Here is a 14,071-nt window from a genome sequence, read left to right on the forward strand (position 1 = left end):
GTTATGCTCAGGGCTTTGCGGGATACCGCCTTTCTGTTTGGACTCCGTCCGAGTAGCGCGGTCGCGTCAGCGTCGCGTAGTGACAACGGAAACGGACAGAATGCTATCGCTTCACCGCTGAGCAGTAATGCTCAGCAGTGTTCAGCGTAAATGTATCAGGATCATCGCATCCAGAAACCGCAGTTCGAAGGATTCGTCGGCAGGGCCTAGGCCTAGCCGATGAGCTCTCTGGATTGAGAGCCCCCCCTTGTTCTCATGAGCAGTTGCCTCTAGCCCCAGCTCCCTGGCAAGCCAGGGATTGCCCAGGACAAACCCACCAGCCAGGATGAGAGCACAGACAGTCAGGCGCATCGCCACTTCTCTCCGAGGACAACAGGTCAATATCCTACGCCTTCCAGCCCCCTCTGGAGTCAAACCCTTTGGCGATCCTGGCGCCAGAGTGGGATCCCTTAGCTTGGTGCCTCCATCTGGGCGCCCCTGGCGTCGCCAGTTCAGGAAGTGGGGTTGGGTGCCAACAACTGCTCCCCTTGCAACATGCGAGCGGCAGCGCTGAACAGCTCTTCCTCCAAGTAGGGCTTGGTGAAGTAGGCAGTGGCTCCCAGCTCGCGGGCTGTCTGCCGGTGCCGTTCTGCCCCCCGTGAGGTGAGCATAGCTACTGGAATATGCCTGAGGTTGCTGTCTGCCCGTATGCGGGAGAGCAACTCCAAGCCGTCCATGCGCGGCATCTCGATGTCGCAAAAGATGAGATCGCAGCGCAAGCCACCGCGAAGCTTTTCCCAGGCGTCCTGGCCATCGCGGGCTTGCTCCACCCGGTAGCCCACCTTTTGAAAGGACATGGAGAGCAGTTCCCGCACTGCAATCGAGTCGTCCACAATGAGCACCGTGGTTTGATGGGTTTCCTCGGCACGTGGCTCCGCAGCGCGACGCTCCGCCCAGAGGCGGCTGAGATCGCGACGGCGGCCTTGGGCCATATCTACCAGTTCAAGGACGTCAGCAATTGGCAGCACGCGACCATTGCCCAGCACCGTTGCCCCAGAAATGCCAGGTGGTTTGGGCACAGGCCCGCGCAATTGCTTGATCACGATTTCCTGCTCTTCCACAAAGCTGTCCACCTGCAGGGCAACGTACTGGCCGGCACTTTGCAGGACGACGATGGGCAGGATGCCCTCCTCTTGGGCGATGCTGTAGACCTCTGAGCGGCTGCGGCTGTGGCTGCGGCTGTAGGACAACAGATTCGAGAGGGGCTGGAAGGGAAGGCGTTGATCCCGCCAGGGAATGGAGGGCCGCCCCTGTTCATCCGGCTGCACCTCGTCGACGGGAACATCCAGCATCTCCTCCACACCGTCGAGGGGGAAGGCGATCAGGGCTTTGTCGCTGACACACACCATTGCCTTGGAAATGCTCAGGGTAAGCGGCAGGCGGATGGTGAAGGTGGTGCCCTTGCCGCGCACGGAATCCACTTGGATGCTGCCGCGCAGATCGGTGATGTTGCGGCGCACCACGTCCAAGCCAACCCCCCGCCCGGCCAGATCGTCCACCTCGCTGGCCTCGCGAACGCTAAAGCCGGGGTGGAAGAGGACGTTGAACACTTCTTCTTCGGTTGCCTGCTCTGACAGCAGCCCCAGCCTTTGCGCCTTGGCCTTGATTTTCTCCACCGGGATGCCGGCACCGTCGTCGGCGACGACGATGATTGTCTGGTTGCCCTGGTAGAAAGCTTTGACGGTGATCTTGCCTTCAGGGGGCTTGCCCAAGCGGCGCCGCTCCTCAGGGGGCTCGATCCCGTGCACCAGGGCATTGTTCACCAGGTGGGTCATCGGGTCGGAAAGCTCTTCCAGGATGGCCTTGTCGATGAGGGTGTCGCGGCCTTCCACCACCAGGCTGGCCTGTTTGCCCGTTTTGATGGAGAGGTCACGGACGGCGCGGGGCAGCCGGTCGGCAATTTGCGAGAAGGGCACCATGCGCGCCCGGTTCAGGCCTTCTTGCAGTTGGGTGGTGACCTGGCGGAATTGGCGGGTGATCTGCTCTGCCTCGTCCACCGCAAACTCGATGTCGGAAGAAGACTCGCGCACCCGCACGATGAGCTCAATGATCTCCTGGGCCAGCGTGTGGAAGGCCGTAAACTGATCCATCTCCAACTTGTCGAACTCTTGGCCTATGGAATGACCCACCCGTCCCCGAGGGGATTCCTCGCCGTTCCGACCAAACCCCACCGTTGCCGCGCTGCTGCGGCTGGAGAACAGCGCCGCTTCCAGCAACGAGCGGTCGTACTGATCCCGCATGCGCTGGCCCAGCTCCCCTAGCTGTTGCACCCGGCCCAATAGGCCATCCAGAAACTGGCGCAGGCGAGTTTGGTTTTGCTCCATGCTGTTGCGGATGACCACCAGCTCTCCCACCAAGTTGTTGATGGAGTCGAGGTGGCGCACCTCCACCCGCATTACAGGATTGCTGAGGGCAGATCGCCGTGTGGTCGGTGCTGTTGGGGTAGCCGGTGCCGTGGGGGCGGCTGTTGCTGGGGCGGCGACAGCGGGCGGAGAAGGCGCCGGCGCTGCTGCAGAGACTTGGGGGGCGACCTCGAGATCGCCTAGGAGGGATTCCAGTTGGGCTGCGAAATCGTCGGCGACCTCGCCGCTCACGGCTGTAGGGGATCCCACAATGGGAGCGATGACCTCCTCTAGCTCAGGGGGCACCGCTGGTTCGGCGGCATCGAAAAGGGCGGCCAAATCGTCCAAACTTGGGGCAGGAGAGGCTTCCGGCGCTTCTTCCTCCAAAGGCTGTGTCTCATCTGGGGAAACAGTCGCGCTCTGGGCAGCCAAGAGCTCATCCTCCGCGAACAGGCTTTCCAGTTGGCTGGCCAGATCGTCCTCTGCTGGCTGGGAAGCTCCGCCTTGCTCTGCTGCAGCTACAAGTGGTTCTGGCTCAGGCAGAGTCACTCCCTCCAGACTGCTCCCTTGCAAAGCCTCTGCCTCGCCCAGGAAAGTGGCCAGATCTGAGGGGATCGCTTCCTGGGCGGCCTCCCCTTCTGCAAAGAACCGGCTCAACTCATCCAAATCCACCTCGCCATCCATGGCCGAGAGGGATCCGCTGGTTTCTAAGCTCAGTGCTTCGGTAGCGGGCTCCTCGGCAAATAGAGCCTCGAGGCGGTCGAAGGCCTCCGCGGGCTGGCCCTCAGGATAGAGAGCTTCTTCCTGAACCGGGAAGAGGTTCTCCAAAAGAGCCCAGTCCTGGGCCTGTGCCGCATCCCCCGTGCCCGGGGCATCCTCCAGCGTCTCCCCGGCGAAGAGATCGGCTAGGCTCAGCTCGGCCCCCAAGTCCGGGGTTTCCGCCGCCGTCGACTCGTCGGAAGGGGCCAAGAAGCTCTCCGCCGCAGCGGCAGGTTCGCCGGGCGAAGATTCTTCGGCGAAAAGGTCTTCCAGTTGCTCGACTGCGGCAGAGTCGGCAAGGTCAGAAGAGGGTTGAGAAGCCACCTCGAAAGAGGGGGAAGGTTCGCCTGCTTCTTCTGGGCTCCACCAGGCCTGATCCGCCGCCGAGACAAGGCTCTCCAGGCCGCCTTCAGCCGCAGAGTCCAAAGATGTCAGGGATCCCGTCTCATCGGGGACAGAAAAGTCCCCCGGCCAGATGTCGGCGGGGAACTCAGCCCACAAGTCTGCGGCCGCCTCCCCATCCCCAGGCTGGAGGGACGGAGACGGCTCCTCTGCCCAAAGATCCGCTTCCGGCCCGCTGTCGGGAGCAGCCCCAAAGTCAGGCAACTGAGACAGCTCCTGCAGAGGAGAGCTCTCTACTGCCAGCTCCTCGAGCTCGAACAAGGCTTCCACTCCGACACTTGCAGCTTCGTCTGCAGCCGAGGCTTCCTCGGGGCTTTCCGCAGCGACTTGGGCCGCCCGCTCCTGGGCGGGGACATCCCAGATGGCCTGGCTGGTTTCCTCGGCTCCTGTCAGCTCGGCAGGCTCGACAGGTGACAGCTCTGCCGCCGCTTCGCCCATTACTTCGGCAAACAGCTCCGCCAAATCCGTTTCCGCTCCCCCCTCTTCTGGGCTCAGCTCCTCAAGCGCCTGCGAAAAAGGCTCGGGGGAAGGAGGGATCAGCTCCGGCGGCGGCTCTTCAATATCGGATAGCTGCTCTGCGTTGGCAAACAGCTCGTCAAAGGCGGCGGAGGCTTCTGCTTCCAGGCTCAAAGGAGGGGCGTCGAAATCGCCTGAGCCAAAGCTCAGCCTATCCTGGAGCCAGCCGCGGGCTGCTGCGGCTTCTTCCGGCGCGGCGACGCCCTCTTGGGCAAGGTCGGCGGCTGCTTGCCAGTCTTCCTCTGGCAAAGCCTCGGTGGACATCTCCGGCCAGCTCAGCCCTGGGCCCTCCTCGCCCGCCAGAACGCTGTCCATCTCCAAAGTGGACGGCGGCTGTTCGGCCAGCAGATCCCAGGCCGCCTCCTCCGCTTGCAGGGTTGCTTCGACGGGGATCGCCTCTCCTGGTTCAGGTTCTTCTTGGCTCCCATCAGGGGCAGAGGATTCTTCTGCCGGGATCCCAGCAGCGGCCCAGTCCGCTGGGGCAGGCGTGCTCTCGGGTTCGAGGAAGAGCGGCTCTGGCTCCTCAAGGGCCGGCAGCACAGGGCGGAAGGCCAACAACTCAGCGGAGGGCTGGATGGTCTGCGCTGCTCCGCTGGCCAGAGCTTGGTGAGCCTGTTTCAAATCTCTCAGAACCGGCAGAGCCAGTTGCCGCAAATCCTGGGCAGGATCTGCCAGGATCTCGCCAATCAGGCGGGCTAGGGCCGTCCAGCCGCCCAGATCCACACCTTCGGCCTGTCCCACCTGCTGGAGCGATTGGGCCAAGCTTTGCAGGGCAGGCCGCGTTGCCGGGTCGTCAGGACGCTTGAACAGCTCCAGCATCTGGCGCAACAGGGCCGGGATCTGCTGGTGAACCACCACCTCCAAAGGATCCGGCGGCGGAGCGGGAGCCGCCGGGCGAGCCAATTGCTGCAATTCCGCCGAGGCCGTCACCTCTTCGGCCCTGCCCGCCAAGATAAGCTGCTGCCCCTGCTTCAAGTCTCGCAGGGCGACCAACGCCAACGTTCGCAGATCGGCGTCGGGGTTGCCCAGGGCTTGCTCGAAGGTTTCTGTGAGCTGCTGCCAGCCCGCCAGATGATGGGCTTGCCCGATCTGCTTGAGAACGGCATTTGCCTCCCGCAACTGCTCGCGAATGCCCGGCTGATCCCCTCGCTTGAACAGCTCCAACATCTGCCGCAATTGCTGCGGCACCACTTCCGCCATCTCTTGTTGTAGGGTGCGGGCCGCCGGCGGCGGGGGGGCAGCCGGAGCAGAGCTAGCGACAGGGCCAGCGCCGAGAAGGCTCTGAATGTAGTTTTCAGTCTCCTGAAAAACCGGCTCCAGTTCCGCCAGCGTTGCGTTGCTGAACTCCTGGGTGAGACCGCGAGGGCTCTGCAGCTCGTCCAACAACGCCGCCAACCCATCAAAAACTCGCAGCAGCAGCGTCTCCAAGTGCTGATCCACCGGCACTTCGCCCGGGCGAGAGCGAAACACGTTGAAGAAATCCTCTAGGCGGTGGGCAGTCCGCTGAATGCTGGCGAGGGCCAGCATGGCCGCTCCGCCTTTGATGGAGTGGGCAGCTCGGAACAACTCGTTGATCAGCTCAGGATCGCTCACGCTGTCCCGCAGGCTGAGGAGCCCTTGCTCGATCGTTGCCAAGTGGTCGCGGGCTTCTTCGATAAAATAACCGAGGATCCGCTTTTGTGCTTCTTCATTCATGGCAGGAGGTTCCTCCTACAGCCCACAGGTACTCATATCAGTAGTAGCAGATCGGACAGGGGAAGCTCTCCCATGCCCGGATTCTGTCTTGGGACAGAGGGATCCCGATGTCCCTGAAGTGCGGCAACTTCCCATCGGGATCCTTGCTTGTCCCTAGGATGCCCGCCAACCGAGCAGATTTGCTCATTCATCCCCCACCCGGAAGCGACCGACAGAAGCTTGCAGCTCGCGAGCGATGCTCACCAACTGTTGCAGCGAGCTGGCTACCTTCTGCGCCTCTTCGGACGTCTCGTTGGCAGTCAGCTCCACTGATTGCATTACCTGGGCCACGGCGCGAGAGGTTTCTGTTTGCTGCACGGTAGCCTGAGAAATAGCCCGCACCAGCCCATCGATCCGCCGGCTGACCTCGATGATCTCGTCTAGGCTGCTTTTGGCCTGCTCAGCCCGCCGCGTCCCCTGGATCACCACCTGCGTGCCCTCCTCCATGGCCGTCATCACGTTGCTGGTCTCCGACTGGATCTGCAGCACAATCTGCTCGATCTCCTTCGAGGCTTTGGCGGCCCGGTCGGCCAGTTGTCGCACCTCGTCGGCCACGATGGCAAAGCCCCGTCCCGCCTCGCCCGCCCGGGCGGCCTCAATACTGGCGTTGAGGGCGAGCAGGTTGGTGCGCGAAGCAATTTGAGAAATCAAGGCCACGATCTTGGAGATTTCTTGGGAGGATTCTGCCAAGCGTTTCACCTTGCGGGTCGTCTCTGCTGCCATTTCCCGAATTTCCAGGATGCTGGCCACCGTGCGATCCACTGCTTCTCCGCCGCGGGCGGCTGCTTCCGTGGCTTGAGCAGTTACGTTGGCCGCCTCGCGGGCGTTGCTGGCTACCTCTTGAATTGATTCCGTCATCTCCTGAATGGAGTTGAGGGAGTTGGAAATCTCCTCCGCCTGGCGCAAGGCATCGGCAGAGAGGCTGCGGGCAAAGTTCTCGCTCTGCAAAGCCGCATCGTTGACGGCAGCGGCGGCCCGCTTCACTTGGACAACGATGTCCCGCAAGCTGCGAATGGTCAGGTTGAAAGAGTCGGCGACGGCGCCGAGCACATCGGCAGTGACCTCCGCCCGCACCGTTAAGTCCCCGCGGGCTGCCCCCTCGACGTCGTCCAGCAGGCGAATGACCTGGCGTTGTAAGTCCTCCTTGGCCTGTCCCTGCTCGGCAGCTCGCTGGCTCAGATCGGCAAAATGGGCCTCCAGGGCGGCAGCCATTTGGTTAAAGCTGTTGGCCAAGCGGCCCAACTCGTCATCCCCTCTCGCCTCTGCTCTGACGGAGTAATTCCCCTGGGCCAAGGCGGCAAAGTGGCTGGCCAGCTCTTGAGCGGTGGAGCGAATGTGTTTGGCACTGCTGGCCCCCAGCACAACCCCGGCTCCCGTGCCGATCACTCCACCCCCGATGACCCCGGCAAGCAAGCGAGCTCCCCCATTGGCGGGGATCCCCAGGCCAATGGCCAACCCGGCAGCCAAACTCACGGCTCCTTGGATCAGCGCTGTGGCCAACTGCCGATCGGCAAGCGGGCGGTTGGCGATCCCAGCGAACATCCCCGCTCCCTGGCCCCCTGGGAGGGGCATCGAGATTGTAGGCGAGCTGCGAGCCGTTCCGCCCGCCTCCTGCGTCTCCCCCTCATCGGGAGAGAAGACCGGCACCTCGCCGCCCTCCATGCCGGCCAGTTCGCGATCCAGACTGTCCAGCTCGTTGAGCTCGAAAAGAGCAGGGCCAGGACCGGCCGTGTCTTCTTCGGGGGCAGGGATCGGCTCGCTCATGGGGGTGGCCAATTCCGTCGGCAGGCCCTCATCCAGGGATCCCACCTCCTCTTCCCCAAAAGTGGGTAGGGAGAAGCCCATCTCCTCGGGAAAAGCCGCGTCGCCAGCCAACTGCGTAATAGAATCACTGTCTAGATCCTGCAGGTGCTGCCGGTCGAACTCGCTAAGGAAGGCAAAATCGTCATCGACCACTGGGTCTGTTTGAGGCTGCTCCCTGCCCGCTCGCAAAGCGGTCTCTCCCGGAACCGCTGGCGGCGTTACCTGAGGGTTGGCGGGCAGCGGGTGAGAGGAGGCAAACGGATCCGCAGGCTCCATTTCTAGCCTTGTCTCAAAAGGATCCGCAAAGCTTTCTTCCTCGCCAAAAGTCATCTCATCGGCGGCAAAGCTGTCGCTTCGCATCGAGAAGAGATCCTGAGCAAAGGGGTCGGCCTCCTGTTCCCTCATCGCCTCAAACTCAAACTGGGGAAAGGGATCCGCCTCCTCCGGTTGAGGTGGGAACTCCCCTTGAGGTTGGAGCTTGTCTTCCTGCGCCGGAGAGGGAACATCCGCCAGCTCCGGCGCCATCTGGAGCAGCTCCTCCAGGCCCCTGCGGGCCGACTCCAGCTCCTCAGGATCGCTGGCCGTCTTGAGGATGGTATCGTAGGTATGGCGGGCTTCCAGCAACTGCCCCGCTTGCTTCTGGGCCGAGGCCAGCAGCAACTTGACAGCAGTATCCTGCGGCTGAGCAGCGGCTACCTGGTTGAACAACCGCACTGCCTCGACGTAGTCTCCCTGCCAAAAGGCGACCATTGCCTCGGTAAAGTCTCTCTGATTGTTTGCGCTCGAAACCATGGATCCTCCCTTCCCTGCTTGGCTACCTCTGTTGCTACTTCAACCCAAATGCCCAGAACTCCCCCAACACCAACCCGCCTAAACCCTTTAGATTGTTAAGCTACAGATAGGTTACCTCTCCCAACTGGCTGCTTTGCTCCCAAAAAGAATGGGCTCTTGCCCTCTTTCCACAGACCATTGGGGCAGCACGGCCACACTCGCCGGGTGGCCGGGCGCCAATCTCTAGGGAACAAGATCGGCTCCATTCTTTCCATTGTGAATGGCTTTGGAATTTCCGCATTTCTGCCGAACTTGCGGCTAGCCATTCCTCAACCCCAACGGTCGGATCTCAGGATGGCTGACTGATCCAGCAGCGGCAAGCGGGCTCCCGTCGCGGGCACCACCCATTCCCCTCGCAAGAAGGGAGCTATCGACTCAGGAGCCACGAGAACAGGCCGCACCGCTTCCGTCTTCAGCCACTCCATGCCCACAATTAAATCCACAGCCAGGCCCATCAGCAAATCCGGTTGATCCATCACGGCCACCACAGGGAGCTCGGCGCGGTCGAGGTTGAGGGGCGGGCTGATCCCCAAAAACTGCCCCAGATCCGCAACCCAGATAATTTCGCCCCGCAAGTTCAGAGTGCCCAGCAGAACTGGCGCGACATTCGGCATGGGAGTAATTTTCTCAGGGCCGATGCTCATCACCTCTACAACCGATACTGCCGGCAGGGCAAATTCTTCTCCGGTGGCGACCTTGAATTTCAGGAATAGCTCACCTTCGGGAGCCTCCATTTCCTGCAATTCTTGGGTCTCATCCCCCATCAACAGATCCAGATCCCCTAGCATGACGCTCCCCCGTATCGATGGTCTTGTGGAGGGGTGGCCGCCGCTCCCTTGTCCAGGGCATGGAACCCCTTTGGGCTCTGCCAGCAGGCATAGAGGCGGGATGGGCGGTTCCTAGCCTCTCAGCAATTGCTTAATCGTACCCACCAGTTCCTGCGGCTGGAAAGGCTTGGCAATATAGGCATCTGCTCCCTGGCGGAGCCCCCAGTAGCGGTCGAACTCTTCGCCTTTGGAAGAACACATGACAATCGGGGTTTTTTGGGTGAGCGGATCGGCCTTGAGGAGACGGCACACTTCGTAGCCATTCATCCGCGGCATGACGATGTCCAGCACGATCAGGTCGGGCTTGTTTTGCTTCACCGCCTCTACGGCTTCCACGCCATCTTCCACCGTCATCACCTCGAAGCCGTTTTCCTGCAGCAACTTGCCGATCATCTCCCGCTGGGATTGGCTGTCTTCCACCACCAGAACGCGACTCATTTTTGGCTGGTCTCCTTGATCTCCCGCAACTGCTGTTTGATAGTAGCCAATAGCTCTTGAGGCTTGAAAGGTTTGGTTACATAGGCATCGGCTTGATTGCGCTTGGCCCACTCGATATCAAAGACTTGATCTTTGGTGGAACACACGACGATGCGGATGTGCTTGGTGCTTTCATCTTTCTTCACTTCCCGGCACACTTCGTAGCCGTTCATGCCAGGCATGACGATGTCCAGCACCACCACGTCAGGCTTCTGCTGACGAATGATGTCCATCGCCTCCACACCGTCCATGGCTGTGGAGACTTCCAACCCGCTCTCGGAGAGCAGGCTGGAAATGGCCTCCAGATAGGTACGGTTATCATCCACCACCAGTACTTTGCTCATGGTCATCTCGCCCCTGCTGTGTTTCGCGTGTCCGGTCAACCCTGGCGGCTACCTGAAGTGGGATCCTGTCTTTCAGCGCTTTTGGCTGCATCTGGCCTTGCAGCCCCAGGCTGGTTGGGCTACCTCCTATTGTTTGGTGAAGTTCCTCTTCTGTCCAGTATTCTGCAGTACTCTGCTTGCTTGGCTCGAATCTCGACATTTTTTAGGGATTTCGGCTGGCCCCCCGCTTATTCGCCACCGCCCCGCTTGGGAGGTGGGCCCACATAAGATTCGACGACGGTCAACAATTCCCTCTCAGAAAAGGGCTTGCTCAGAAACTCGTTGGCCCCGGCCATGCGGGCCTTGAGCCGGTCGGTGAAGCCGTCCTTGCCGGTGAGCATGATCATGGGGGTTTCGCGGAACTGGCTGGATTTGCGCAACATGGCGCACAGCTCGTACCCATCCAACTTGGGCATGGCCACATCGCAGAGGATCATGTCGGGGTTGAGGAGAAACACCTGTCCCAGGGCTTTGAGGGGGTTGCCGATGGTGGTGACCTGGTAGCCCTCGTTTTGCAAGATGAACTCCACGGTTTTTTGGATGGCCATGGAGTCGTCGATGCAGAGGATGTGGGCGGGCTTGTCGCTGGGTTTGAGGGGACGAGTGCGCTGGGGCTCGATGATCAGGACGGGATCGGAGAGGTGGATCGCCCCTTGACGAACATAGGGATAGATGGCTTTGGCTACCACCAGGGTGTCTCGGCCCAGGTAGCGACCCATTTGGCGAATGCTGGTTTTGCCGTCCGACCACTCGCTCAGCGCCTTGAAGACGGGGGCGGGCAGGGTTTGCTGGAGGGGCAGGGGGTTGACGATGGTGGGGGCTTGGTTGGGGTCTTGGATGTAGGGGTGCAGCTTTTTCCACTCCTGCACCTGGGTGACCATCTCGGCGAGCAGAGGGGTGACAGGAAAGGTGGTCAGTTGGGGGGCCAAGGGGGATCCAGCCTCGAAAATGAAGGAGCCCTGGTGGAGGCTGAGCAGGTCGAAGAGGACTTCCCGCACCATGCCCAGCAGGATTTGCTTGCCTTGGCTGGGGTTGAGCTTGTGGTTTTCCAGCAAAGACCAGAGGCGGTTGTATTCGGGGGCATTGACCGCAGCTTTGGGAGGGATCTGAACTTCGTCTAGGGCGGCTTCCAGCTTGAAGCGGCGCAGGTAGTCTTTGAGGCGGGCGATGTGGCCTTCGGTTTCAGAGGCGTAGATGATTCGCCCGTTCAAGAAAAAGACAAACCAGTAGATGGAGGGTCTGGCCTCTACGAAAAGCTCACCGGTGCGCTGGCCCAACTCGATCAATTGAAGGATGCTTCGGATATCGATCTCTTGTAATCTTCCCTGCATGGGATCCCTGCCTGCAGTCAGCAAGATATGACCATTATGACGCTAGCCTTCTTGCTGCCATCCCACAAGGGGAGCTTTTTGGGGAAATAACCCACTTTGAATCCTGAAGATTTCTGGGTTCCTCGGGCTTTTAGGTTGGAACTGGCCAGAAGCGGATCCAGGGATCCCTTTTCAGCGACCAAAGGACTAACTTCTGGTTTGAAGGCAAGCCGATGGATCTGCACAGGCGGCTTTCCTTGGAGCAGAATAGGTGAAGAACCTCCCCTGAAACTCAATTGTTGCAAAAGCAATGCTGCCGATTTTCACCACTTGGGTGCTGGGCCCGCTGCTGGCGCTCTACACCGTTCTGTTTGTGCTGCGCATCTTCTTATCCTGGTATCCGCAACTGGATACCTCTCGGCTGCCCTATTCGCCAGTGGTCGGCCTGACGGAGTTTTTGCTGCGCCCGACACGCCGCCTGATCCCGCCCCTGGGGGGGGTGGACATGGCGCCTGTAGTGTGGGTGGGCCTGGTTACCCTGTTGCGGGAGGTGTTGCTGGGACAGCAGGGATTGTTGACCATGGCCCTGCACTAAAGTGCTTTCCCAGGAGGATTAGCGGCCCTGCAAGATAGGGATCTGCAGGGCGGGGGTTGGCGAAGGCCGGGCAGGAGAGTCCGCCTGGGTTTTCTCCTGCATCTGCTGCAGTTGCCGGATCAGTTCGGGCACCACCTGGTAGAGATCCCCCACGATGCCGTAGTGGGCAAATTTGAAGATGGGGGCAGAGCTGTCTTTGTTGATGGCGATGATGGTCTGGGACTTGTCCATGCCGACGCGGTGTTGGATGGCCCCGGAGATACCACAGGCGATGTAGAGCTGGGGGCGGACGGTCTTGCCAGTTTGCCCCACCTGGTGGGCATAGGGGATCCAGCCGGCATCCACAGCCTTGCGGGAGGAGCCGACGGCGCTGTTGGGGAAACAGGCGGCCAGCTCGCGCATCAGCTCAAAGCCGTCTGCCGATCCCAGCCCGTAGCCGCCAGCAACGATCACTTTGGCCCGCGTCAGATCGACGGCCTGGGAGAGGTTGCGCACCGTTTCCACAATTTGCAGCTTGAGATCCTCCGGCTCCAAGTTAACCGGCACCGGGATCACTTCTCCTTGGCGGGATCCGTCCCAGGGAAGCGGCTGCATCACCCCGGGGCGCACGGTGGCCATCTGCGGGTTTTTCCAGGGGCCGAGGATGCGGGCCTTGAGGGACTCGCCAAAGCTGGGCCGAATGGCGTACAGGCAGTCGGGGAAGAAGCCAGACTTGCCGGGATCTTTGCTGTTGCTGTACTCGAAGGGGCCGATGTCGAGCTCGGTGCAGTCGGCGGTCAGGCCGGTTTCCAGGTGGGCGGCCAGACGGGGGGCCAAGTCCCGACCGGTGGTGGTGGATCCCAGCAGGATGGTGTGGGGCGGCTGGGGCCAGCTTTTGATCAAGTCCAGGATAACGCGGCGGTAGGGCAGGGTGCGGTATTCGGCCAGCTCGGGGTGGTCGGCAACGAAGACCTGATCCGCCCCATGGCCGATCAGGATTGGGGGCAGGTGAGCGATGTTGTGCCCGAGGACAAGGGCGCTCAGGGTGGCTTCCAGCTTATCGGCCAGCCGTCGCCCCGCTCCCAACAGCTCCAGGCCGATGGGCTGCAACTCACCCTTGATCTGCTCGGCGAAGATCAACACCCGCTTGTGCTCCATAGAGCTTACGACTCCTCATCAAAGTAGAAAGGCTGGGAAGTTTGGTCAATTCCTATACAGATTTCCGCAACTTAGCGATAACTCACCTTTGGGCAGGCTGCAACTGAGAAGTTAAGGAATGGGTTTAGAGGGTGGAGTTAGCGGAAGGGGAAAGAGGGTAAAGCCTCTGGGGTAGCCAGGTAGAGGCTCAAGTCAAGTGCCTGAGCCAATTCCTTCACCAGTTGCGGCACGGGCTGCCCTTGAAAGATCTGACAGTTGCCGCCGATTTCCCCTACTTTTTCGGTGGCGGCCACGATGGTCGGGGATCCCTGGAGGCCGCAGCGCTTTGGATCGGCCCCCACATCGTCCAGGTTGAGGATCTGGATGGCCTCGGCCCGCGCCGCCTCATCCCGCATCAGCCGCTGCACCCGCTGCACACCGCGCAGGGTAGGATAGGCCAGACGCCGCGCCGAATTGGCTACCGTGACCAAGGCCGGCAGAGGCACCATCACGATTTGGGATCCCCCTTCGATGGCCCGCCGCGCCACCAGGATCCCATCCCGAATCTCGAAGGCTTCGCAATAGGTGACCTGAGGGATCCCCAACCGCTCCGCCAACTGCGGCCCCACCTGGGCCGTATCGCCGTCGGTGGTCTGGAGCCCGCAGAAGATCACATCGGGCCGGCCAGCATAGCGAACCGTCTGGGCCAGAGTATAGGCAGTGGCTAGGGTATCGGAAGCGGCCAAGCGGCGGTCGGTCATCAAAATGCCCCGATCCACGCCGTGGGCAATGGCCTCGTAGAGCACCTCAATGGCCGGGGGTGGCCCCATTGTAATTGCTGTTACTCTCGCCCCGTGTTGCCGTTTGGTTTGCAGAGCTGCTTCCAGTGCATAGCGATCAAAAGGGTTTAACATCCGCTTGGCCTTGGCGCGATCGA

At 61.2% G+C, this 14,071-nt stretch carries 9 protein-coding genes and 1 pseudogene; 2 read left to right on the top strand and 8 right to left on the bottom strand.

Annotation, left to right across the window (positions count from 1 at the left end; all coding sequences use genetic code 11):
* A pseudogene (locus tag SYN65AY6A5_RS14510) lies at positions 1–150 on the top strand (RNA-guided endonuclease TnpB family protein); the annotation flags it as partial.
* 341 nt (positions 151–491) lie between these two features.
* Here SYN65AY6A5_RS14510 and SYN65AY6A5_RS11765 read toward each other — a convergent pair.
* The 6 genes from SYN65AY6A5_RS11765 to SYN65AY6A5_RS11790 form a co-directional block, all read right to left on the bottom strand.
* Positions 492–5,753 carry a response regulator gene (locus SYN65AY6A5_RS11765; protein WP_011431517.1) on the bottom strand — a complete coding sequence of 1,754 codons (5,262 nt, stop codon included), beginning with the start codon at positions 5,751–5,753 and terminating at the stop codon, positions 492–494.
* A 183-nt stretch (positions 5,754–5,936) separates the two neighbouring features.
* The gene (locus tag SYN65AY6A5_RS11770) at positions 5,937–8,387 is read right to left on the bottom strand and encodes a methyl-accepting chemotaxis protein (protein WP_011431516.1); all 2,451 of its coding nucleotides are present in this window, start codon (positions 8,385–8,387) and stop codon (positions 5,937–5,939) included.
* Between the two features lie 308 nt (positions 8,388–8,695).
* Complete coding sequence (locus tag SYN65AY6A5_RS11775) at positions 8,696–9,214, bottom strand: chemotaxis protein CheW (protein WP_041438647.1); 519 nt, start codon at positions 9,212–9,214, stop codon at positions 8,696–8,698.
* A gap of 111 nt (positions 9,215–9,325) precedes the next feature.
* Positions 9,326–9,691: a response regulator gene (locus tag SYN65AY6A5_RS11780; protein ID WP_011431514.1), complete on the bottom strand. Its 366-nt coding sequence runs from the start codon at positions 9,689–9,691 to the stop codon at positions 9,326–9,328.
* On the bottom strand, positions 9,688–10,074 hold the full coding sequence (locus SYN65AY6A5_RS11785; protein ID WP_011431513.1) for a response regulator: 387 nt from the start codon (positions 10,072–10,074) through the stop codon (positions 9,688–9,690). Before SYN65AY6A5_RS11785 ends, SYN65AY6A5_RS11780 begins: the two co-directional genes overlap by 4 nt.
* A gap of 227 nt (positions 10,075–10,301) precedes the next feature.
* On the bottom strand, positions 10,302–11,444 hold the full coding sequence (locus SYN65AY6A5_RS11790; RefSeq protein ID WP_011431512.1) for a response regulator: 1,143 nt from the start codon (positions 11,442–11,444) through the stop codon (positions 10,302–10,304).
* 289 nt (positions 11,445–11,733) lie between these two features.
* Here SYN65AY6A5_RS11790 and SYN65AY6A5_RS11795 point away from each other — a divergent pair, with 289 nt between their 5' ends.
* Entirely contained in the window at positions 11,734–12,018 is a 285-nt protein-coding gene (locus SYN65AY6A5_RS11795) for a YggT family protein (protein WP_011431511.1), read from the top strand.
* A gap of 18 nt (positions 12,019–12,036) precedes the next feature.
* On the opposite strand, the gene SYN65AY6A5_RS11800 is transcribed toward SYN65AY6A5_RS11795, so the two are convergent.
* Together SYN65AY6A5_RS11800 and SYN65AY6A5_RS11805 are read right to left on the bottom strand one after the other, a co-directional pair.
* Positions 12,037–13,155, bottom strand: a complete 1,119-nt coding sequence (locus SYN65AY6A5_RS11800; protein ID WP_011431510.1) for an electron transfer flavoprotein subunit alpha/FixB family protein — start codon at positions 13,153–13,155, stop codon at positions 12,037–12,039.
* A 137-nt stretch (positions 13,156–13,292) separates the two neighbouring features.
* A partial coding sequence (locus tag SYN65AY6A5_RS11805) for an electron transfer flavoprotein subunit beta/FixA family protein (RefSeq protein ID WP_099884636.1) occupies positions 13,293–14,071 on the bottom strand: 779 nt, incomplete at its 5' end.

Source organism: Synechococcus sp. 65AY6A5, assembly GCF_002760415.1.
GTDB lineage: Bacteria > Cyanobacteriota > Cyanobacteriia > Thermostichales > Thermostichaceae > Thermostichus.

What these genes read in the sequence shown, in the direction of transcription:
- SYN65AY6A5_RS11765 (WP_011431517.1), bottom strand. Translation starts at nt 5,753, where the DNA reads ATGAATGAAGAAGCACAAAAGCGGATCCTCGGTTATTTTATCGAAGAA.
- SYN65AY6A5_RS11770 (WP_011431516.1), bottom strand. Translation starts at nt 8,387, where the DNA reads ATGGTTTCGAGCGCAAACAATCAGAGAGACTTTACCGAGGCAATGGTC.
- SYN65AY6A5_RS11775 (WP_041438647.1), bottom strand. Translation starts at nt 9,214, where the DNA reads ATGCTAGGGGATCTGGATCTGTTGATGGGGGATGAGACCCAAGAATTG.
- SYN65AY6A5_RS11780 (WP_011431514.1), bottom strand. Translation starts at nt 9,691, where the DNA reads ATGAGTCGCGTTCTGGTGGTGGAAGACAGCCAATCCCAGCGGGAGATG.
- SYN65AY6A5_RS11785 (WP_011431513.1), bottom strand. Translation starts at nt 10,074, where the DNA reads ATGAGCAAAGTACTGGTGGTGGATGATAACCGTACCTATCTGGAGGCC.
- SYN65AY6A5_RS11790 (WP_011431512.1), bottom strand. Translation starts at nt 11,444, where the DNA reads ATGCAGGGAAGATTACAAGAGATCGATATCCGAAGCATCCTTCAATTG.
- SYN65AY6A5_RS11795 (WP_011431511.1), top strand. Translation starts at nt 11,734, where the DNA reads ATGCTGCCGATTTTCACCACTTGGGTGCTGGGCCCGCTGCTGGCGCTC.
- SYN65AY6A5_RS11800 (WP_011431510.1), bottom strand. Translation starts at nt 13,155, where the DNA reads ATGGAGCACAAGCGGGTGTTGATCTTCGCCGAGCAGATCAAGGGTGAG.